Source organism: Streptomyces lacaronensis (assembly GCF_047337785.1).
In the GTDB taxonomy this organism is placed as follows: Bacteria; Actinomycetota; Actinomycetes; order Streptomycetales; family Streptomycetaceae; genus Streptomyces; species Streptomyces lycopersici.
Map to the genome: position 1 here is coordinate 1,655,101 of NZ_JBLHDK010000003.1, position 20,945 is coordinate 1,676,045.

Here is a 20,945-nt window from a genome sequence, read left to right on the forward strand (position 1 = left end):
CGGGCCGCTCCGGAAGGCGGTGACGGTCAGCCGGCGCCGCCCTTGGGCTCGTCCCCGGTCTTCTCGTCGTCGACGATCTCCGCGTCCACGACGTCCTCCTCGGGCGCGTGGGCCTGGCCCTCTCCGCCGCCGGACGGGCCACTCGATCCGCCGCCGCCGTGGGACGGGCCGGACTGCTGGGCCTGGGCGTAGATCGCGGTGCCGATCTTCTGCCCGATGGTGGCGGTCCGCTCGGTGGCCTCGCGGATCGCGTTGGTGTCCTCGCCCTCGAGCGCCCTCTTCAGATCCGCGACCGCCGCCTCGGCCTCCTGCCGGACGTCCCCGGGCACCTTGTCGGCCTGGTCCCGCAGCAGCCTCTCGGTCTGGTAGACGAGCGACTCGGCCTGGTTGCGGGTCTCGGCGGCCTCGCGGCGCCTGTGGTCCTCCTCCGCGTAACTCTCGGCCTCGCGCATCATGCGGTCGATGTCGTCCTTCGGCAGCGCGGAGCCGCCGGTGACGGTCATCCGCTGCTCCCGGCCGGTGCCGAGATCCTTGGCGGAGACATGCATGATGCCGTTGGCGTCGATGTCGAAGGCCACCTCGATCTGCGGCACCCCGCGCGGCGCGGGCGGCAGCCCGGTCAGCTCGAACATCCCGAGCTTCTTGTTGTACGCGGCCATCTCGCGCTCGCCCTGGAAGACCTGGATCTGCACCGACGGCTGGTTGTCCTCGGCCGTGGTGAAGACCTCCGAGCGCTTGGTCGGGATCGTGGTGTTGCGCTCGATCAGCTTGGTCATGATGCCGCCCTTGGTCTCGATGCCGAGGGACAGCGGGGTGACGTCCAGCAGCAGGACGTCCTTGACCTCGCCCTTGAGGACACCGGCCTGGAGGGAGGCGCCGATGGCGACGACCTCGTCCGGGTTGACGCCCTTGTGCGGCTCCTTGCCGGTCAGCTCCTTGACCAGGCCGGTCACGGCGGGCATCCGGGTGGAGCCGCCGACCAGGATCACATGGTCGATGTCGGAGGTCTTGATCCCGGCGTCCTTGATCGCCTGGTGGAAGGGGGCCTTGCAGCGCTCCAGAAGATCCTCGGTCAGCTGCTGGAACTGCGAGCGGGTGAGCTTCTCGTCCAGGTGCAGCGGGCCCTGGTCGGAGGCGGTGATGTAGGGCAGGTTGATCGTGGTCTCGCTGGCCGCGGAGAGCTCGATCTTGGCCTTCTCGGACGCCTCACGCAGCCTCTGGACCGCCATCTTGTCCCGGGCCAGATCCACGCCGTAGCCGTGTCCGAAGCGGGAGACCAGATGGTCCACGATCCGCTGGTCCCAGTCGTCGCCGCCGAGGTGGGTGTCGCCGTTGGTGGCCTTGACCTCCACCACCCCCTCGCCGATCTCCAGCAGCGAGACGTCGAAGGTGCCGCCGCCGAGGTCGAAGACCAGGATGGTCTGGTCGTTCTCCTTGTCCAGCCCGTACGCCAGAGCGGCGGCCGTCGGCTCGTTGATGATCCGCAGCACCTTCAGCCCGGCGATCTCGCCCGCCTCCTTGGTGGCGGTGCGCTGGGAGTCGTTGAAGTACGCGGGGACGGTGATCACGGCGTCCGTCACATCCTCGCCGAGGTACGCCTCACCGTCGCGCTTGAGCTTCTGGAGCACCCGTGCGGAGATCTCCTGCGCGGTGTAGCGCTTGCCGTCCACGTCGCCGGTGGCCGGGAACCGCCACCGGTCCTCGCCCATGTGGCGCTTGACCGATCGCGCGGTGCGCTCCACGTTCGTCACCGCCTGGCGCTTGGCGACCTCCCCCACCAGCACCTCGCCGTTCTTGGCGAAGGCCACCACCGAGGGGGTGGTCCGGGCGCCCTCGGTGTTGGTGATGACGGTCGGCTCGCCGCCCTCCAGGACCGATACGACCGAGTTCGTGGTACCCAGGTCAATTCCGACTGCGCGAGTCATCTCAGCCCTCCTCCCGGTCTGTCTCCCAGTATCCCAAAAGGGATATTAAGGAGCGGGGCGCGGAGGAGGGCCGGGGCCACGTCAGTCCCGCAGGTGATCGACCTCGCGCATCTTGTTGGTGGCGTCGAGCGCGGCGACCTTGTAGGACTCGGCGAAGGTCGGATAGTTGAACACCGCGTCCACCAGATAGTCGACGGTGCCGCCGCAGCCCATCACGGCCTGGCCGATGTGGATCAGCTCGGTGGCGCCGGTGCCGAAGCAGTGCACCCCGAGCAGCCGCCGGTCCTCCGGGGAGACCAGCAGCTTCAGCATGCCGTGGCCGTCGCCGACGATCTGGCCCCGGGCCAGCTCGCGATAGCGGGCGACCCCGACCTCGAAGGGCACCTTCTCGTCCGTGAGCTGGTCCTCGGTGCGGCCGATGAAGCTGATCTCGGGGATGCTGTAGATCCCGATCGGCTGGAGGTGGTGGATCGGGTTCACCGGCTCCTCACAGGCGTGGTACGCCGCGCTCCGCCCCTGCTCCATGGAGGTCGCGGCCAGGGCCGGGAAGCCGATGACATCGCCGACGGCGTAGATGTGCGGCACGGCGGTGCGGTAGTGCTCGTCCACCGCGATCCGGCCCCGTCGGTCGGCGGTGAGCCCCGCCTTGGCGAGGTCCAGCGCGTCGGTGAGCCCCTGGCGCCCCGCGGAGTACATCACCGCGTCGGCGGGGATCTTCTTACCGCTCTCCAGGATGGCGAGGGCGCCCCGCGGATGGCTCTCGACGGCCGCCACGGTCTCGCCGAAGCGGAAGGTGACGGCCAGGTCGCGCAGCCGGTACTTCAGCGCCTCGACGATCTCGACGTCACAGAAGTCCAGCATCCCCTCGCGCTGCTCGACCACGGTGACCTTGCTGCCCAGGGCGGCGAACATCGAGGCGTACTCGATGCCGATCACCCCGGCGCCCACGATGACCATGGAGCGCGGCACCCGCTCCATGTTGAGGACGCTGTCGGAGTCCATGATCGTCCGCTCGTCGAACTCCACGCTCGCCGGGCGGGCCGGGCGGGTGCCGGTGGCGATCACGATGTGCTGGGCGGTGAGCAGCTGCTCCTGGCCGGTGGCGTCCGTGACGGCCACGGTGTGGTCGTCCACGAACCGCCCGGTGCCGGAGAACATCGCGACCCGGTTGCGGGACAGCTGGTTGCGGACGACGTCCACCTCACGGCCGACCACATGCTGGGTGCGGGCCGTCAGGTCGGCGACGGTGATCTCCTCCTTGAGCCGGTAGCTCTGGCCGTAGAGATCGCGCTGGGTCAGTCCGGTGAGATAGAGCACCGCCTCACGCAGGGTCTTGGACGGAACGGTTCCGGTATGCAGGGAGACCCCGCCCACCATCTCCTTACGGTCGACGACGGCTACCCGGCGACCGAGCTTCGCGGCTGCGATGGCAGCCTTCTGGCCACCAGGCCCGGACCCGATCACAAGCATGTCAAAGTCGGTCACGGGCCGAGTCTGACATCGGATGACGCCCCGCTGGAAGAGTGAATCACCCCTCAACCCGCCCCGGAGCGGGCGGGCTTGGGGCGGACTACTCGGCGTGGGGCCAGAGATGGCCCTGGGCGTCCCGGGCCAGGGAGGTCAGGGACGCCAGCAGAACGAGGCCGACCAGCCCGGTCGGCAGGGCGGGCGCGGCCCGCGCGGCGTTGGCCACCAGCAGCCCGCCGGCCGCGGCGCCCACCACCAGGCCCGCCAGCAGCGCGATGCCGAGCCGGCGCACCGTTCCGCTGCGCACCGCGTCGACCAGCACCCCGGTCAGGGTGCCGGTGAGATACGTGGTGGAGAAGCCGGGCGGCCCGACGGCCCGCACCAGACCACTCTGGCCTCCCATGGCGAGCGCGGCCACCGCCAGCAGCCCGAGCTGCCGGCCACCGGCGGGGTGGCCGTCGGCGGACGCCCACACCGCCCAGAGCCCACCGAGCGCGAGCAGTTCCACCGTGAGCGCGCACCGGGCCCGCAGGGCCGGGCGGGAGCCGCGGACGATCCGGCCGCTGACCAGCGCGCCCACGATGTACCCGCCCATGGCGACCGCGGAGTCCCGGGCGAGCGTCGCGTCCAGGGACGCGGTGGACATGCCGAGCAGGGAGAGATTGGCCGTCATGACGCTGGTGAAGACGCCGCCCAGGGCCAGAAAGCTCATCGCGTCCATCGCCCCGGTCGCCACGGTCAGCGCGACGGCGGCCGCCGCTCCCCCGGAAGCGCACGCCCGGCCGGGGCGTCGTGCTCTCGGTGCGGGGTCGGTGTCGCTCTCTTCGGACATCGGCAACCCTCCGGCCACCTCGGGTGCCCCGGGCGGCCCACCGGAAACAGCGGCCATGGGAGCGCCGGGGCTTCACGACCTGGCCGGGACGCCGGGGCTTCAGGCCGAAGCGGCGGACGCCTGTCGCCGCCGGTGTTTCGCGGCCTTGGCGCTGTTGCCGCACAGCCGCATGGAGCACCACCGGCGCCTTCTGCCCGGTGTGGGGTCGAGGTAGATCATGGTGCACAGCGAGGAGTCGCACGCCCGCAGCGCCGCGCGCCGCTCCGGGTCTCCGAGCACCGCTATGAGGTCGCGGACGACGGCCGACTGGAGCTCCCGCCCGGACAGCGGACGATCGGCGCCGTCCACCTCGACCCCGGTGTCGGTGGCCCTCAGCAGCGGCTGCGGTGGGGCGGGGCGCGCCCGGTCGTTGAGCAGCGCGACGGACGCGGCGGCCGGGGCCCGGCCGTGGACGGCCGCCGCCACCACGTCGTACGCCGCCTCGCGCAGCGTCCGCAACTCGGTGAGGAACTCCTCGGTGACGGCCTCGTCGTGCAGCCGCAGCCCGACGCCGTCGCACCACTCCCGCAGCCGGTCGAGGGTGCCGAGGCGCTCGATCGGGGTGCTGCCGCGCCGCCCGAGGGAGGCGACGAGGTTCAGGGCGAGGCTGCCGGCGTCGAAGCGCAGTGCCCGCAGCCGAGCGGTGACCCGCGGCCGCGGGACCTGCTCCGTCGAGGAATCCATGCGAATATAGTAACCGCCTGAAGGGTTACTAAGAGGCTGAGGACGAGGGGACATCATGCGGATCGCGATCATCGGCGCGGGTGGCGTCGGCGGATACTTCGGCGCGCGGCTCGCCGCCGCGGGGGACGAGGTCACCTTCGTGGCCCGGGGCCGCCATCTCGCGGCGATCCGGGAGAAGGGGCTGACGGTGCGCAGCCCGCTGGGGGACCTGCGGGTGCCGTCCGAGGCGTTCGTGCCGACGGTTTCCGACCTCGAGGCCCCGGATCTGGTCATGGTGGCGGTGAAGCTGTGGGACACCGAGGACGTCGCCCGGCAGCTGGCGCCCCTCGCCGAGAGCGGCGCCGCGGTCGTGTCATTCCAGAACGGAGTCCAGAAGGACACGGAGCTGCGGCGCCATCTGCCCGCGGGGTCGGTTCTCGGCGGGGTCGGCTATATCTCGGCGTTCATCGAGGAGCCGGGGGTGGTGGTGCACAACGGCACTTTGCAGCGGCTGGTGTTCGGGGAGTACGACCGCAAGGAGTCCCCGCGCGCCCGCCACTTCCTCGACCGCTGTCTCGCGGCCGGTGTCGACGCGGAGATCAGCGGGGACATCGAGCGCACCATCTGGGAGAAGTTCGTCTTCCTGGTGGGCCTTTCCGGGACGACGTCGGCGGTGCGGCAGCCGATCGGCGTGGTCCGCGGGAATCCCGGGTCACGGGATCTGCTGCGCGATGTGATGCACGAGGTGGTCGCGGTGGGACGGGCCAAGGGGGTGGACCTGGACCCCGGTTTCGCCGACGACCGGCTCGCCTTCTGTGACACCCTGCCGGCCACGATGACGTCCTCGATGCACAACGACCTCCTGCGCGGCAATCGCCTCGAACTGAGCTGGCTCAGCGGGGCCGTGGCCGATCTCGGCGCCGAACTGGGGGTCGCCACCCCGCGCAACCGGGCCATCGCCGACATCCTCGCCCCCTACGCGCTGGGCGATCCGGCCGCGATGGGTGGCGCGGAGGTCAGCGCAGCAGGGGGAGCTTCCCGATGAGCCTGCTCACCTTGTTCCGCGGGCCGACGATACTCACCGCGAGATAGTCGAGATCCTCGGTCTTGGTACCGGCCAGGCTGTCGAGGTACTCGTCGTAGACCCGTGAGGTCTGGGCCTGTCCGGGCATGTCGACGAGGAACAGATCATCCTTCTCGGCGGCCTTGGCCCGCAGCTCGCGCAGCGCCGCCGGGCCGGCCGCCAGGATCGAGCAGCCCGCCCACGGCAGCCCCGGGTGGACGGCGCCGGAGCCGTCCGTGCCGTCCGGCCCCAGCAGCTCCGGCATCGCCCGGCCCACGGCGGCGGCCATGCAGGCGGCCGCGTTCACCGCCCGGCCCGCGGGCAGCTCCTCGTTCACGACGATCACCCACTTCAGCTTCGCCTGCCGGGTGGACTGATCGGTGCGTACATCCTCGTCGGACAGCTGGGGAACGGACACGAGCGGTACTCCTTGTCGATGGCTAATGTGGTGGACGGTACCCATCCATCCGAGCCGGAGCACGGCTCGCCGAATTTCCTCAGGCAGGGGAGCGCTTTCGTGGAACTTGATGCACTCGACCGTGCTCTTCTGCGGGAGCTGCAGAACGATGCACGGCAGACCAATCGCGAGCTGGCCCTGCGGACGGGGGTCTCGCCGTCGACCTCCCTGGAGCGGGTCCGGGCGCTGCGGGAGCGCGGCATCATCAGCGGCTATCACGCCGCCGTCGATCTGGAGGCGGTCGGCCGTCCCGTGCAGGCGCTGATCTCGGTGCGGATCCGCCCGCCGTCCCGGCCGGTCATCGAGGGGTTCCGGGAATGGGCCGCCCAGCTGCCGGAGACCATCGGGCTGTTCGTCACCTCCGGCGCCCATGACTTCCTCATCCATGTGGCGGTGCCGGACACCAATGGGCTGTACGCGTTCGTCATCGACCGCCTCACCGAGCGCCGTGAGGTGGCGGATGTGCAGAGCACGATGGTGTACGAACACGCCCAGTCGCGCTGTATCGACCCCGCCCCCGCCGAGCGCCCCGCGCCCTCGCGCCGGAGGCGATAGCGGGAAAGGCCGGCGGGAAAGGCTCAGGCCGCGCCGAAGGCCGGGCGGCATCGCCGTTCGCGACACCGCCCGCTCCGGGTTCGTTGACGCTGTGTCAGGAGCCCGCCACCGCCGCCGTCTTCTCCTGCCGGGCCTCGGCCGTGCCGGGGGTGTCCCGCGTCCACAGCGGCCGCAGCCGGTAGGTCAGCAGATAGAGCACCGCCGAGGCGCCCGCCGCGACGAACATGCTCAGATCGCCCGCGTGCGGATACGCCGAGGCGAACGCCCCGGTGTAGAGGTCGGACTGCCAGAACGGCACCGAGGCCAGCACCCCGCCGGTCCAGGCGACGAAGCCCCAGGAGAGCACCCGTCCGCGGTCGTACAGCTCGGCGATCCGGTTGGGGTCGGAGCGGCCGCCCAGGTGGTAGTCGAGCAGCAGCACGGTGGCGAACGGTGCGATGAAGTACGCGGTGAGATTGAGGAACACCGAGAACTTGTCCTCGGTCCCGGAGTGTCCCCACAGGCTGATCACATACGCCAGCGCGCAGATGAGGGTGACGGCCTGGGTCCTGGTGACCGGCACCTTCAGCGTCTGGACGGAGATCGCGCCGCCGTAGACATTGAGGAAGTTCTGCGCGAGCGCGGAGAGCCCGATGGCGATCAGCGCGGGGATGGCGAACGGCCCGGTCAGCTGGTGCAGGGCGGTGATGGAGTCGGTGCTGGTGGCGTTGGAGCCGAGGAGCACACCGAGGATGCCGAGCCAGCAGATGGTGACGAAGTTGCCGAGCCCGGTGTACCAGGCGGTGCGCTTCACCACGCCCGTCGAGTCGGGCAGATAGCGCGAGTAGTCCGAGGCGAACGGCGCCCAGGCGACGAGGAAGGAGAGGAACCAGCCGCCGAAGGTGATCCAGCCACCGGTGGAGCCGACGTAGTCCGCCGCCTTCGGATCGGCGTCGAAGGTGCCGGCGCCCCGCACCAGGGCCACCACCGTGATCATCACGAACAGCGGGGTGAGGACGTAGGTCAGTACCCGCTGCAGGAAATTGATCATGTTGTAGCCGTAGATGGACACCACCAGCTCGACCAGGGTGAGCGCCAGTCCGCAGAGCCAGAAGGGCAGATGGGTCAGCTCGGCGATGGCCTTGCCACCGAGGATCACGGTCACGGCGGCCCAGCCGACCCCGGCGAACACATTGATGTACGCCACCGGCAGGAAGTTGCCGAAGAAACCGAGCGGGCCCCGCGCCTGGATCTGCTGGGGCACCCCCAGCCGTACGCCCATCCGGGACATCACGGCCATCAGCAGCGAGCCGAGACCGGCGCCGACCACGATGGCGGCGACGGCGGCGCCGAAGCTGAGGCCGAGCCCGACCGCGCTGAACCCGAGCAGGATGATGGGGAAGTTGAGACCGGCGGCGAACCAGACGAAGAACTGCGAACTGGGCTTGCCGTGCCGCTCGTTGTCGGGGATGTGGTCGACCCCGAAGGGCTCCACCTTGGTGACCGCGCTGCCGTACACCGGCGCCGTGTCATCGTGGGTCATGGGCGTGCTCCTGGGACGGGAGGAGTGGGCGTCAGGGGGTGGCGGGGGGCCGGTGGCGCCGCGGACCGGGGTGGCGGTCTCTCACCACGGCAGCGGCGCGGTCTGGGAGATGTCGAAGAAGCCACCGCCGCTGTAGACCAGTGGGGCCAGCTCCTCATGGCGGGCGGACACCACCCGGCCGGTGAAGACGGTGTGGCTGCCGGCCTCCAGCCGCTCGCCGATCTCCACCTCGAGCTGGGCGCAGGACCGGTCGATCAGCGGGACGCCGAACTCGCCGGGGGTCCAGGACAGCCCGGCGAACTTGTCGTCAGCCTTGGAGGCGAAGGTCTTGGCCACGTCGAGCTGGCCGGCGGCGAGGATGTTGATCCCCAGATGACTCGCCCGGTGCAGCGCGGGATGGGTCGTGGAGGTGCGCTGCACGCAGACCAGCACCATCGGTGGATCCAGTGAGATGCTGGCGAACGCGTTCACCGCGAGCCCCCGGGGCTTACCGTCGTCGTCGCAGGTCACCACAGTGACACCGGTGATGAACTTGCGGTGCACACCCCGGACCACATCGGCGTCCACGGCCGCCTGCTGGGTGGTGGTGATGATCCCGAGCGCCTCCAGCAGCTGGCGCGGGTCCCAGGTCACCCACTCCTCACTGACCACGCCGTGGTCGAAGCGGGTGAAGGTGGCGCCGGAGACCTCGACCGGCCTGCCGGTGGCAGGGACCCCGAGGAAGTCGCCGGTGTGGCTGCCGGTGCTGCGCCAGCGGATCGCCAGTGATTCGCCGTCCTCGACGATCTCCTCGATCTCGGTGCGTAGATCGGGAAACGCCCGGCGGATGGCGCGGATGGACTCCTTGAACTGCTCTCGATCCTGGGGGGCCGCGGCGGGTCCGCGGCGGCGTACATAGGCGGGGCCGAGCAGCTGGTCGAGCGCGTCGACCTCGCCCCGGTCCCAGACCGCCTGCCAGGTGGAGCGGATGCGGGCGGTGCGGTCAAGAGTGTGCGTCATGACGTCTTCCCTCAGTCAGCTCTTGTATGGCAGAGGACCGTAGAAAGGCCGTCGACGGCTGTCAACACCTTGGGACAGATGGGCCGAGAAAGTTCCGAGCGCTCATTAAAGCCACAGGTCAAGGTTGTTTTCCTGACGTCGGGCCTTGACGGGCCCGATACGGACTCCTAGCCTCCCTGCCATGGCACAGCGTGAGCCGGAAGAACAGGACGGACGCTGCATGCGCTTTTCGATATTCCACAACCTCGGTGCCCCGGGCCGTCTCGGTGAGTACGCCGAAGTCATGAACGAAGCCCGGGAGTTCGCGGTCACCGCGGACCGGGCGGGCTTCTGGTCCACCTGGTACACCGAACACCACTTCGGGCACGAGGCGATCGAGATCACCCCGAACCCGGTGCTGATGGGGGCGGACATCGCCGCCCGTACCGAACGCATCCGGATCGGCCAGGCGGCCTCGATCGCCACCTTCTGGCATCCGCTGCGGCTCGCCGAGGACATCGCGATGCTCGACCAGCTCTCGGGGGGCCGGGTCGAGGTCGGCCTCGGCCGGGGGCTGTACGGCCGCGAGGCGCTCAACCTCAACGCCCTGGCCGATCCGCGCGACCAGGAGCAGAACCGCGCCCTGTACGACGAGACCGTTGAGGTCCTGCGCAAGGCGTGGAGCGGTGAGTTCTTCTCGCACCAGGGCCGGTTCTACGAGTTCCCCTCCCCCGGAGTGAAGTGGAACCACCCCCTCTCCCCCGCCACCCCGGAGTACACCGACGCCGGTGTCATTACGAAGATGCAGGTCACGCCGTTTCCACTGCAACGGCCGCACCCTCCACTGTGGCAGGTGATCGACAGCCCACGCTCGATCAAGTCCGCCGCGGCCGACGGTGTCCAGGGGCTCTTCTGGCTCCCGCCGGTCTCGGCGCTCAAGGAGCGGTTCGAGCTCTACCGGGACACCGCGAGCCAGGCGTCCGGGCGTGAGTACGCGCTGGGCGAGGGCATCGGCCTGGTGCGCGATGTGTATGTCGCCGACACCATGGAGCAGGCGCGCGCCGAGTTCGAAGAGGCGCTGATGACCACCTACCGGTGGATCATGCACTGGCGGGGGCTGTCCAACCTCATGGAGGCGGGCGAGGAGCTCACCGACGCCCATGAGCTGTCCTTCGACTTCCTGCGCGAGCGCAATCTGCTGGTCGGCACGCCGGAGTACGTCTCCGAGAAGATCGCCGAACTGCGCGACGAGGTGGGCCTGGAACACCTGCTGCTGTGGACCACCCACCCGGGTCTGCCGCACCGCAACGCCATGCGCAGTCTGGAGCTGTTCGCCGAGAAGGTCATGCCGCGGTTCACCACCGGTGGCGGTCATGGCTGAGGCACGGCTGCGCAAGGTCGTCACCGTCGCCGATGAGCTGCTGCTGGAGCTCGGCCGCCCGGTGGCGGCGCCGGTGCGCCGGGTCGCGGCGGCCGCGGTGATCAGCAACCCCTGGGCCGGCCGCGGCTTTGTCGCCGACCTGGGACCGGAGGTCGAGCGGATCGCACCGGGGCTGGCCCGGCTGCTCACCGACCGGATCAGCGAGGCGCTGGGCGGGGTCGACCGGATCGAGTCCTTCGGCAAGGCCGCGATCGTCGGTCTGGACGGGGAGATCGAACACGGCGGCGCGCTGATCCACACTCCGTTCTTCGGCAATGTCTTCCGCGAGCTGACCGAGGGCACCTCGATCATCGTCTTCAGCGACGACCGGCTTCCGGCCGGTGAACCGCTGACCGTGCCGCTGTGGCACAAGACCGCGGCCGCGACCCGCTCGCACTACCAGACCTGCCAGATCCGTATCCCCGACGCGCCCCGCCCGGACGAGATCGTCGTCATCGCGGCCGGGGCGTCCGGCCCCCGCCCGAACGCCCGAATCGGGGACCGGGCCACCGACCCCCTCATCCGCCTCGCCGATCTGGACGACCTGGAGACCGTGACGTGAACATCCGCAAGATCATCACCTTCACCGAGGACATCCACAGCGAGGGCGGCCGCCCGGTGGACCCGCCCGCCCGTACGGCCGTGGTGCTCGCCGTCATCGAGAACCCCTGGGCCGGTCAGGGCTTCGTGGCGGATCTGCTGCCGGGGATCGACGAGGTGGCGCCGAAGCTGGGCGAGCTGCTGGCACCCCGCGTGGTCGAGGCCCTGGGCGCGCCGGTGGAGGCGTACGGGAAGGCCGCGATCGTGGGTCTCGACGGGGAGGTCGAGCACGGCTCCGCGCTGATCCACACCCTCAAGTTCGGCGACCACTTCCGCCGCGCGGCGAACGCCACCACCCTGCTCCCGGCCGTGGAGAAGCGGGCCGCCGCGGGCACGGTCTTCGACATCCCGCTCAAGCACATCACCGACGCCACCATCCGCTCGCACCACCAGAGCATCGAGGTGCGGGTGGCGGACGGGCCGCGCGCCGACGAGATCGTCGTCGGACTCGCGGCGGCCGCGCAGGGCCGCCCCCAGGCCCGGCTGGCGCCGCTGTCGACGGAACGGTGAGCAGGCGGTGAGTGACATGGGCAGGTCCGAGGCGGGTGCCCGGGCGCGCGTCCCGGCCTCCCGGGCCGGTGCCCCCGTGGCGCTGAGCCACGAAGCGCACGGCGACGGCCCGGAGCTGGTGCTGCTGCACGGCGTCGGCCTCGACCGCCGTATGTGGGACCGGTGCCTGCTGGCCCTCGCGGCCCGGCACCGGGTGACGCTGGTCGATCTGCGCGGCCACGGCGCCTCCCCGGCCGCGGCGGCCGGGGTGTCGCTCGCCGAGCTGGCCGCCGATGTCGCGGCGCTGCTGACCGGCCCCACGCATATCGTCGGCTTCTCGCTCGGCGCCCTGGTCGCCCAGCGGCTGGGGCTGGACCGGCCGGAGCTCACCGCCTCGCTCACCCTGGTCAGCTCGGTCGCGGGCCGGTCGGAGGAGGAGCGCGCGGCGGTGGCCCGCCGCCAGGAGCTGGCCGCCCAGGACTTCGGGGCGTCCGCGTGGGCGGCGGTCGACCGCTGGTTCTCGCCCGCCTGGCGGGCCCAGGACCCCGAGCTGGCGCGGCAGGTGCTCGATACGCTGCTGGCCAACGACCGGGCTTCCTACCTGGCCTGTTACCGGGTCTTCGCGACCGCCGACACCGCGCTGTGGCGGTGGCTGCCCCGGATCGCCGCGCCCACCGTGGCGGTGACCGGCGAGCGGGACCCCGGCTCGACCCCGGCCATGTCGCACCGGCTGGCCGAGCGGATCCCGGGCGCCCGAGCGGTGATCGTGCCCGGCGCCCGCCATCTGCTGCCGCTGGAATGCCCGCAGGAAATCGCCGACGTGATCCTCACCCGGACCGGAGGCCACGCCGGAAACCAGACCGGAAGCCACGCCGGAGGGCACATCGGAACCGCCGGAAACCAGACCGGAACCCACGGAAGCCCCACCGGAACCCACCCCGGAACCCCCACCGGACAGGAGTCCCACCGCTCATGAACCCCCTGCCGCGCCATGACCACTACATCGCGGGCGAGTGGACCGCCCCCGCCGAAGGCGGCTACTTCGCGAGCGTCAACCCGGCCACCGCCGAGCCCTGGTACGAGGCGGCGCGCGGCACCGCCGCCGATGTGGACCGTGCGGTGGGCGCCGCCCGCACCGCCTTCGAGGATCCGCGCTGGCGCGATCTGAGCCAGACCCGGCGCGGTCGGCTGCTGCGGAACCTGGGCGATCTGATCGGTGAGCACGCGGAGCGGCTGGCCCGTACCGAGACCCTCGACAACGGCAAGCTGCTGCGCGAGATGCGGGCCCAACTGGCCGGGCTGCCCGAGTACTTCCACTACTACGCGGGACTCGCCGACAAGATCCAGGGCGAGGTGATCCCCGGGGCGAGCCGCGAGCTGCTCAACTACACCCTGCGCGAACCGGTGGGCGTGGTCGGCGCCATCACCCCCTGGAACTCCCCGCTGCTGCTCACCACCACCAAGCTGGCCCCGGCCCTGGCCGCGGGGAACACGGTGGTGGTCAAGCCCTCCGAGCACACCTCGGCCTCGCTGCTGGCGCTCGCACCGCTCTTCGAGGAGGCGGGGTTCCCGCCGGGGGTGGTCAATGTGGTCACCGGGTACGGCCCGGAGGCGGGCGGGCCGCTGACCGAACACCACGGCGTGTCCAAGGTGACCTTCACCGGCTCCAGCGGGACCGGCCGCCGGATCGCCCGCACCTGCGCCGACCGCCTGATCGGCTGCACCCTGGAGCTGGGCGGGAAGTCGCCCAACATCATCTTCCCGGACGCCGACCTGGGCTCGGCCGCCATGGGCGTGATCGCGGGCGTCTTCGCGGCCGCGGGCCAGACCTGTGTGGCGGGCAGCCGGGTGCTGGTGCACCGGGAGGTGTACGACGAGATCCTGGAGCGGGTGACGGCGCGGGCGGCCACGATCCGCATCGGCGATCCGCTTTCGGAGACCACCGAGCTCGGCCCGCTCGCCGTCGCCGAGCAGCTGGAGAAGGTCGAGTCGTATGTCGAGCTGGGGCAGGCCGAGGGCGGGAAGGTGGTCTGCGGCGGCAGGCGTCCTGAGACCGGTCTCGACGGGTACTTCTACTCCCCCACCGTCTTCACCGGCACCGACAACGGGATGCGGATCTGCCAGGAGGAGATCTTCGGCCCGGTCGCGACCGTCATGCCCTTCGGCTCCGAGGAGGAGGCCCTGGCGATCGCCAACGACTCCGCGTACGGCCTGGCGGCGGGCGTGTGGACCCGGGATGTGAACCGGGTGCACCGGATGGCCGCGCGGCTGGAGGCCGGAACGGTGTGGGCCAATACCTATCGCTCGATGTCGCCGATGTCGCCCCGGGCCGGGTTCAAGACCAGCGGGATGGGAACCGAGCACGGCACGGAGGTGATCCGGGAGTACACCCGGCTGAAGAGCGTCTGGATCAACACCAGCGAGGAGCCCGCCGGGGATCCCTTCGTCCTGAGGTCCTGAGCCCCTGAGGTCCTGAGCTCCTGAGCCCCCGAGGTCCCGGCCTCTGGACCGAGGAAGGGTTGTTGTATGGCACAACACACCAGCGTTCCCACAGTTGACGGGAAGCAATGGCCACACCTAGGGTCTCGTGCCATGCAACGACCCACAGGGAAGCGGCTTCAGCAGACCAGCATGCAGGCGAGGGTCGCCGAAGAGCTGCGGCAGATGATCATCAGTGGTGAGCTGCCGCCCCGCTCCAGCCTCTCCGAGATGGCGCTGTCCGAGACCTTCGGCGTCAGCCGGACGCCCATCCGCGAGGCCCTCAAACAGCTTCAGATCGAGGGCCTGGTCGAGGTGCGGCCACGGGTCGGCACGTTCGTCGCCGTACCGTCCCGGCGCGAGCTCACCGAGCTGTTCCAGATGAAGGAGCTGCTGGAGGGCGCCGCCGCCCGGCTGCTCGCCTTCCGCGGGAACGTACCGGAAGTGGAGCGACTCGAGGCCAATATGAAGGCGGCCGACGCGGCCGTCCGCGACGGCGACGCCGAGCAGTACGCGGCGCTGGTCCACGAGTTCCACGATCTGATCGTGGTGGGCGCGGACAACAGCAAGCTGGAGGCGCACTACCGCACCCTGATGAACCAGCTGGCCTACGCCCGGCTGGTACGCACCTCGCTGTCCCGGCCCGGCCGGCTGGACGAGTCCGACGATGAGCACCATCGCGTCCTCAATCTGATCCGGGCCAAGGACGGCGACGGCGCGGAGCGGGTGATGCGGGAGCATGTGCGGATGAGCCACCAGGCCCTGATGGCGGGCATGGACGAGCGCCGGGCCTGACAGTTCACCCCTGGTCCGCCACGGAGCGCGGAGCGCAGCCGTCCGGACACGGTGAGCACACGCGGGTGGCTTCGGCCGGGGCGGTCCTGGGCGCCACGGGTCGCGGCGCCGGACCTACCGGGGGCCCGGAGGCCGATCCTGTCGTACGTTGGCAGAAGACCCAGGTGGCGGCCACATCCCGCGCGGGGTCGTGACCGGCATGGTCTTGAGGAAACCGGGCTCGGGGAGAACCGATCGCCGAAGACCAGGACGAAGACCATGAACGATGTGCGCAGACGTACGGTGCTCGCCGCCGCCGGGGGGACGGCCATCGCGGGCAAGGCCGCGGCCGCCCATGCCCAGGCCCCGCCCGCCCCCTCCACCGGCCAGACCCGGCCGGGGCGGGAGCCCGGTCCGTACGAGACCAGGATCCAGGCCCTGATGGCGCGGATGTCCATCGACGAGAAGTTCGGCCAGCTCCAGCAGCTCGCCTGGACCGGCGCCACCGGGCCCGGTGGCGGGCAGACCGCCGCCGCGGAGAAGGCGGCCCGCAGGGGCAGGCTCGGCTCGGTGCTCAACATCTACGGGGCCCGCACCACCAACACCCTGCAGCGGATGGCCGTCGAGGAGTCCCGGCTGGGCATTCCGCTGATCTTCGGGCTCGATGTCATCCATGGCATGTGGACCACCTTCCCCATCCCCCTCGGCCAGGCCGCCGCCTTCGATCCCGCGGTGGCCGAGTGGGACGCGGAGGTGTCGGCGCGGGAGGCCCGCTCCAACGGGGTGCACTGGACGTTCTCGCCGATGATGGACGTCACCCATGAACCGCGCTGGGGGCGGATCGCCGAGGGCGATGGCGAGGACCCGTATCTGGCGGCGCGGCTCGCGGCCGCCAAGACCCGCGCCTACCAGGGCGACGACCTGCGCTCCCGGCGCCACCTCGCGGCCTGCGCCAAGCACATGATCGCCTACGGGGGCGTCGAGGGCGGCCGTGACTACAACACGGTGGACGTCTCCGAAGCCCGGCTGCGCAACTTCTACCTCCCCCCGTTCCGGGCGGCCCTGGACGCCGGGGTGGCCACCGTCATGGCGAGCTTCAACACCGTCAGCGGGGTCCCCGCCCACGGCTACCGGCATGCGCTGACCGAGATCCTCAAGGAGGAGTGGGACTTCGGCGGCTTCGTCGTCAGCGACTACAACGGCGTTCAGGAAATGATCGTCCACGGCTATGCCGCCGACCGCTCCGACGCCGCCCGGCTCGCCTTCAACGCCGGGATCGACATGGAGATGGCCAGCACCACCATCAACGAGTACGGCAAGCGGCTGCTGCGCAGGGGTGAGATCACCGCCGAGCGGCTGGACGACGCGGTGTCCCGCATCCTGCGACTGAAGTTCCGGCTCGGGCTCTTCGAACACCCCTACGCGGACGAGGGCGCGGCGATCGCCGGGCCCACGAAGGCGTCCCGGGCGGCGGCGAGGGAGGCGGCCGGGCGCACCATGGTGCTGCTCAAGAACGAGAAGTCCACGCTCCCGCTGGACAGATCGGGCTCCATCGCCGTCGTCGGGCCCTTCGCCGACTCCACCGATCTGCGCGGCTCCTGGGCCGGGTCCTGGGCCGAGAAGTTCCGCCCGGTCACCGTGCTGGACGCGGTCAAGGACGCGGCGCCGAAGGCCCGGATCAGCCATGTCGAGGGCGTGGACGCGTCCGGCCGGAACACCCGTGGCATCGCACGGGCGGCCTCGGCGGCGAGGGCGACCGATGTGACCGTGGTGGTGGTCGGGGAGGCGGCGACGCTCAGCGGGGAGGCGTCCGTACGCAGCGACCTCGGGCTGCCCGGCCGTCAGGAGCGGCTGATCTCCGCGATCGCGGACACCGGCGCGCCGTTCGTGGTGGTGCTGCTCAGCGGGCGTCCGCTGACGATGGAGGGCTGGCTGGACCGCACACCCGCCGTGCTGCAGGCGTGGCATCCGGGGATCGAGGGCGGCAACGCCATCGCGGATGTGCTCTTCGGCACCGTGAACCCCGGTGGCAAGCTGCCCGTGACCTTCCCGCGCAGGGTCGGCCAGATCCCCATCTACTACAACCACGAGAACACCGGACGCCCCTACGACCGGGCCAATCACTACACCTCCAAGTACCTCGACCTGGCCTACGGACCGCGGTTCCCCTTCGGTCACGGCCTCAGCTACACCACCTTCGACATCGGCGAACCCCGGCTCAGCGTCAGCCGTATCCGGGCCGAGGCGCTGCGTAAGGGCGACACCGTCGAGGTCGCGGTGGCGGTGCGCAACACCGGGCGCCGCAAGGGCGATGAGGTGGTGCAGCTGTATATCCGCGATCCGGTGGCGAGCATCGTGCAACCGGTGCGCAGGCTCAGTGGCTTCCGCCGGGTCAGCCTCGGCCCCGGGAAGGCCACCACGGTCCGCTTCCGGCTGAGCGCCGAGGAGCTGGGCTTCTGGACCCAGGATCCGCACGGCCGGTTCCTGCTGCAGCAGGGCGAGATCCGGGTCTTCGCGGGCAACAGCTCCCTGGCCGAGGGGGGCCGCACCCTCACCATCACCTGAGCCCGGCGACCCCTGTTCATCAGCGGCGTCACAGCGCGGCGGCCGAATTACTTGTAGGGTGCATGCTGACCCTACGCACCCGGAAGACGCCCTTGATGACCGCCGCGCCCTGGCCCTCGACCACCACGACGAGCGGACGAGACCCCGCGGCACCCCGCGCGGGCGGCACCGGTCACGGTGGGGTGGAGGCCCAGTGGGCGGTGTGATCACCGGCTTCGGTGTCATCGCGACCATCATCGTCACCGGCTATGTCATCGGGCGCCGCCGTTCCTTGGGCGCCCACGGCCGCGAGGTGCTCACCAAGCTCTCCTTCGATGTGGCCTCCCCCGCGCTGCTGTTCACCACGCTCTCCAAGGCCGACCTCTCCGTCGTCGTCTCCACACCGCTGCTGGTGACGGCGCTGAGCACCTTCGTGGTCGCGGGAACGTTCGTGGCCGTCGGCGCCCTACGGCGGTGGAGCGTCGGCCGGACGACGATCGGCGCGCTGTGCGCGAGCTATGTGAACGCGGGCAACCTCGGCATCCCCATCGCGATGTACGTCCTGGGCGACGCGAGCCTGATCGCCCCGGTGCTGCTCTTCCAGCAGCTCGTCATGACCCCGATCGCCCTGACGGTCATCGACCTCTCCCGCCCCGATACGCGCCCCTCGCTGATCCGCAGGCTGACCAGCCCGTTCCGGAACCCCATCGTGATCGGCTCGCTGTCCGGTGTCCTGGTGTCCGCCACGGGCTGGCGGGTCCCCGGGCCCGTCGTGGAACCGCTCTCGCTGCTCGGCGGCATGGCCGTGCCCGCCGTACTGCTGGCCTTCGGGATCTCGCTGCCGGGCAGTCAGCTCCCCGGGCGCGGCGAGGAGCGCGGGCCGGTGCTGCTGTCGGTGGCGCTGAAGTCCTTCGCCCAGCCGGTGGTGGCGTGGGCCATCGCGGCGGGTGTGTTCGAACTGAGCGGCCCGGCGCTGTTCGCCGCCGTCGTCACCTCAGCGCTACCGGCGGCTCAGAACCTGTTCACCTACGCCTCCCGGTATCAGACCGCCACCGTCCTGGCCCGTGAGTCGATCCTGCTGTCCACGCTGCTCGCGCCGCCGGTGCTGATGACGGTGGCCGCGCTGCTGGGCTGAGGCCTGCCCCTGCGGCGGACACTCGGACCGGGTGCGGGCCGCCCACCGCGAGCTGTCCCACGGGGTGGACGACCGGCCGCCGCGGGCCCAGGAGATCGCCGAGCGCACCGGGCTGACCGAGAAGGAGGTGCGCGCCAGTATGGAGGCCATGGGCAGCTTCACCCCGCTCTCCCTGGACGTGCCCGCGCGCACAGGCGCTCGCGGAGGCCAACTGAGCCGGTCGCCACGTTGCGCCGCTGGAACGATGTGCATCGCCTTAGCGGGTGACCGTGGCGCCGTGGGGGGCTACGGCTCCCCCGGCGGGCTGCGAGGGTCGGGGCGGCGGGTGACGGACCAACGAAGGAGACCGAGCCAGTGAACAGCAATACCGATCGTCCTCCTCCGGTGCATGTCCCGGAACTCCTCAAGGGGCAGAAGGCGCTGGTCACCGGGGCGAACTCGGGGATCGGAAAGGCCACCGCGATCGCGCTGGGACGCTCCGGCGCCGATGTGGTCGTCAACTACGCCAGCGACCGGCCGGCCGCCGAGGCCGTCGTCGCCGAGATCCAGGGCCACGGTGTGCGGGCCTACGCCCATCAGGCCGATGTGTCCCAGGAGGACCAGGTCACCGACCTGGTGTCCACCATGGTCGACCGCCTGGGCACCATCGACATCCTCGTCGCCAACGCGGGGCTCCAGCGGGACGCGCCCACCACCGAGATGACGCTCGAGCAGTGGCAGAAGGTCATCTCCGTCAACCTCACCGGCCAGTTCCTGTGCGCCCGGGAGGCCATCAAGGAGTTCCTGCGGCGCGGTGTGGTCCCGGAGGTGTCACGGTCGGCCGGGAAAGTCATCTGCATGAGCTCGGTGCACCAGACCATCCCCTGGGCCGGCCATGTGAACTACGCGTCGTCCAAGGGCGGCGTGGCGATGCTGACGCAGACCCTGGCCCAGGAGTTCGCACCCCACAAGATCCGCGTGAACGCGATCGCGCCGGGCGCCATCAAGACCCCGATCAACCGCAGTGCCTGGCAGACCCCCGAGGCGCGCGACTCCCTCCTGCGGCTCATCCCGTACGGTCGCGTGGGCGACACCCTGGACATCGCCAACGCCGCCGTCGTCCTGGCCTCCGACCTGTGCGACTACGTGGTGGGCACCACCCTCTACGTCGACGGCGGCATGACCCTCTTCCCGGGCTTCGCCACGGGTGGCTGAGCGTAGGCCGGGGCGCGGCGGACGGAGTTCGGGAAGACTGGCGCGCATGCCCGAGACCCCGGTTTCCCTCATCCACCCCGTGCCCTACTACGCCCAGTGGGAGTCGCCCGGCCTGGTGCCCGACATCATCGCGGGCACCCTGTCGGCGGCCGACGATCCGCTGTGGCAGAAGTCCGGGGCCGCGAGCCCGGAGGAGTACGCGTTCTGGTCGTGGCGGCTGTGCGGGATGGCGTGTCTGCGCATGGCGCTGGACCACTGGCGCGGCATTGCGCCACCCGCGGTGACACTCGCCGATGAGTGTGTCGAGGCGGGGGCGTATGTGCGCCACCCGGACCGGGTGGACGGGCTCGTCTACGCCCCGTTCGCCGCCTACGCGCGACGGCGCTGGGAGCTGTTCGCCGAGTCCCGGCCGCGGCTTCCGGCCGGGGAACTGCCCGGACACCTCGCGGCCGGGCGGCTCGCGATGCTGTCCGTCCACCCCTCCCTCCGCACCCTGGACCCGCGGCCGCCGCACCGGGGCGGCCATCTGGTGCTTGCCGTCGGCGCCACCCCGGACCATCTCCTCGTGCACAATCCATCGGGCTTCCCGGACGGCTCCCAGCGCTTCGCCGAGGTCCCCTGGGGTGACCTCGGGCGGTTCTACGCGGGGCGCGGTGTCCTGCTCGGTCCGGGCGAGTCCCGGTCGTAGGCCTCGCGCCGCCCGGTCCGGCCGCCACCCGGCCGTGTCACCCGTGCGCACCGTTGTGGTTTCCGCGCGGCCGGGTACCCATGTGGTTCCCGTAGACCATCCACACACCGTCCCAGGGAGCC

The 20,945-nt window shown here is 70.9% G+C and carries 20 protein-coding genes; 13 read left to right on the top strand and 7 right to left on the bottom strand.

Annotation, left to right across the window (positions count from 1 at the left end; all coding sequences use genetic code 11):
- Nucleotides 1–26: 26 nt before the first annotated feature.
- The 4 genes from dnaK to ACMTAK_RS07380 all read right to left on the bottom strand — a co-directional run bounded on the left by dnaK (nucleotide 27) and on the right by ACMTAK_RS07380 (nucleotide 4,947).
- Nucleotides 27–1,925, bottom strand: a complete 1,899-nt coding sequence (gene dnaK / locus ACMTAK_RS07365; protein ID WP_413805427.1) for a molecular chaperone DnaK — start codon at nucleotides 1,923–1,925, stop codon at nucleotides 27–29.
- A gap of 81 nt (nucleotides 1,926–2,006) precedes the next feature.
- Nucleotides 2,007–3,410 carry a Si-specific NAD(P)(+) transhydrogenase gene (sthA, locus tag ACMTAK_RS07370; RefSeq protein ID WP_413805428.1) on the bottom strand — a complete coding sequence of 468 codons (1,404 nt, stop codon included), beginning with the start codon at nucleotides 3,408–3,410 and terminating at the stop codon, nucleotides 2,007–2,009.
- 85 nt (nucleotides 3,411–3,495) lie between these two features.
- Nucleotides 3,496–4,224 (bottom strand): YoaK family protein, encoded by a 729-nt coding sequence (locus ACMTAK_RS07375; RefSeq protein ID WP_413805429.1) that lies wholly within the window; start codon nucleotides 4,222–4,224, stop codon nucleotides 3,496–3,498.
- 99 nt (nucleotides 4,225–4,323) lie between these two features.
- Nucleotides 4,324–4,947, bottom strand: a complete 624-nt coding sequence (locus ACMTAK_RS07380; RefSeq protein ID WP_413805430.1) for a CGNR zinc finger domain-containing protein — start codon at nucleotides 4,945–4,947, stop codon at nucleotides 4,324–4,326.
- A gap of 55 nt (nucleotides 4,948–5,002) precedes the next feature.
- Here ACMTAK_RS07380 and ACMTAK_RS07385 point away from each other — a divergent pair, with 55 nt between their 5' ends.
- Complete coding sequence (locus tag ACMTAK_RS07385; protein ID WP_413805431.1) at nucleotides 5,003–5,971, top strand: ketopantoate reductase family protein; 969 nt, start codon at nucleotides 5,003–5,005, stop codon at nucleotides 5,969–5,971.
- Here the strand turns inward: ACMTAK_RS07385 and ACMTAK_RS07390 are convergent.
- Nucleotides 5,943–6,407 carry a DUF2000 domain-containing protein gene (locus tag ACMTAK_RS07390; protein WP_413805432.1) on the bottom strand — a complete coding sequence of 155 codons (465 nt, stop codon included), beginning with the start codon at nucleotides 6,405–6,407 and terminating at the stop codon, nucleotides 5,943–5,945. The genes ACMTAK_RS07385 and ACMTAK_RS07390 overlap by 29 nt on opposite strands.
- 99 nt (nucleotides 6,408–6,506) lie before the next feature.
- On the opposite strand from ACMTAK_RS07390, the gene ACMTAK_RS07395 reads away from it, so the two are divergent.
- On the top strand, nucleotides 6,507–7,001 hold the full coding sequence (locus tag ACMTAK_RS07395; protein WP_059144620.1) for an Lrp/AsnC family transcriptional regulator: 495 nt from the start codon (nucleotides 6,507–6,509) through the stop codon (nucleotides 6,999–7,001).
- Nucleotides 7,002–7,095: 94 nt separating this feature from the next.
- On the opposite strand, the gene ACMTAK_RS07400 is transcribed toward ACMTAK_RS07395, so the two are convergent.
- Entirely contained in the window at nucleotides 7,096–8,523 is a 1,428-nt protein-coding gene (locus ACMTAK_RS07400; protein WP_413805433.1) for a purine-cytosine permease family protein, read from the bottom strand.
- An 81-nt stretch (nucleotides 8,524–8,604) separates the two neighbouring features.
- Nucleotides 8,605–9,522, bottom strand: a complete 918-nt coding sequence (locus tag ACMTAK_RS07405) for a flavin reductase (RefSeq protein ID WP_413104665.1) — start codon at nucleotides 9,520–9,522, stop codon at nucleotides 8,605–8,607.
- A gap of 220 nt (nucleotides 9,523–9,742) precedes the next feature.
- Between ACMTAK_RS07405 and ACMTAK_RS07410 the strand changes: the two genes are divergently transcribed.
- The 11 genes from ACMTAK_RS07410 to ACMTAK_RS07460 all read left to right on the top strand — a co-directional run bounded on the left by ACMTAK_RS07410 (nucleotide 9,743) and on the right by ACMTAK_RS07460 (nucleotide 20,823).
- Complete coding sequence (locus ACMTAK_RS07410) at nucleotides 9,743–10,882, top strand: LLM class flavin-dependent oxidoreductase (RefSeq protein WP_413805434.1); 1,140 nt, start codon at nucleotides 9,743–9,745, stop codon at nucleotides 10,880–10,882.
- Entirely contained in the window at nucleotides 10,875–11,483 is a 609-nt protein-coding gene (locus ACMTAK_RS07415) for an amino acid synthesis family protein (protein WP_413805435.1), read from the top strand. The genes ACMTAK_RS07410 and ACMTAK_RS07415 overlap by 8 nt, the downstream gene beginning before the upstream one ends.
- Complete coding sequence (locus ACMTAK_RS07420) at nucleotides 11,480–12,031, top strand: amino acid synthesis family protein (RefSeq protein ID WP_020866230.1); 552 nt, start codon at nucleotides 11,480–11,482, stop codon at nucleotides 12,029–12,031. Before ACMTAK_RS07415 ends, ACMTAK_RS07420 begins: the two co-directional genes overlap by 4 nt.
- Nucleotides 12,032–12,047: 16 nt before the next feature.
- Nucleotides 12,048–12,986, top strand: a complete 939-nt coding sequence (locus tag ACMTAK_RS07425; protein ID WP_413805436.1) for an alpha/beta fold hydrolase — start codon at nucleotides 12,048–12,050, stop codon at nucleotides 12,984–12,986.
- Nucleotides 12,983–14,470, top strand: a complete 1,488-nt coding sequence (locus ACMTAK_RS07430) for an aldehyde dehydrogenase (RefSeq protein ID WP_413805437.1) — start codon at nucleotides 12,983–12,985, stop codon at nucleotides 14,468–14,470. The genes ACMTAK_RS07425 and ACMTAK_RS07430 overlap by 4 nt, the downstream gene beginning before the upstream one ends.
- Before the next feature lie 132 nt (nucleotides 14,471–14,602).
- The gene (locus ACMTAK_RS07435) at nucleotides 14,603–15,283 is read left to right on the top strand and encodes a GntR family transcriptional regulator (protein ID WP_044567843.1); all 681 of its coding nucleotides are present in this window, start codon (nucleotides 14,603–14,605) and stop codon (nucleotides 15,281–15,283) included.
- A gap of 258 nt (nucleotides 15,284–15,541) precedes the next feature.
- Nucleotides 15,542–17,827, top strand: coding sequence for a glycoside hydrolase family 3 N-terminal domain-containing protein (locus tag ACMTAK_RS07440; RefSeq protein WP_413805438.1), 2,286 nt, complete (start codon nucleotides 15,542–15,544; stop codon nucleotides 17,825–17,827).
- 193 nt (nucleotides 17,828–18,020) lie between these two features.
- Nucleotides 18,021–18,941, top strand: a complete 921-nt coding sequence (locus ACMTAK_RS07445; protein ID WP_413805439.1) for an AEC family transporter — start codon at nucleotides 18,021–18,023, stop codon at nucleotides 18,939–18,941.
- Nucleotides 18,942–18,972: 31 nt separating this feature from the next.
- Entirely contained in the window at nucleotides 18,973–19,299 is a 327-nt protein-coding gene (locus tag ACMTAK_RS07450; protein WP_413805440.1) for a sigma-70 domain-containing protein, read from the top strand.
- Nucleotides 19,296–20,135: an SDR family oxidoreductase gene (locus ACMTAK_RS07455; protein WP_413805441.1), complete on the top strand. Its 840-nt coding sequence runs from the start codon at nucleotides 19,296–19,298 to the stop codon at nucleotides 20,133–20,135. The genes ACMTAK_RS07450 and ACMTAK_RS07455 overlap by 4 nt, the downstream gene beginning before the upstream one ends.
- Before the next feature lie 46 nt (nucleotides 20,136–20,181).
- Nucleotides 20,182–20,823 carry a C39 family peptidase gene (locus tag ACMTAK_RS07460; protein WP_413805442.1) on the top strand — a complete coding sequence of 214 codons (642 nt, stop codon included), beginning with the start codon at nucleotides 20,182–20,184 and terminating at the stop codon, nucleotides 20,821–20,823.
- Nucleotides 20,824–20,945 lie beyond the last annotated feature (122 nt).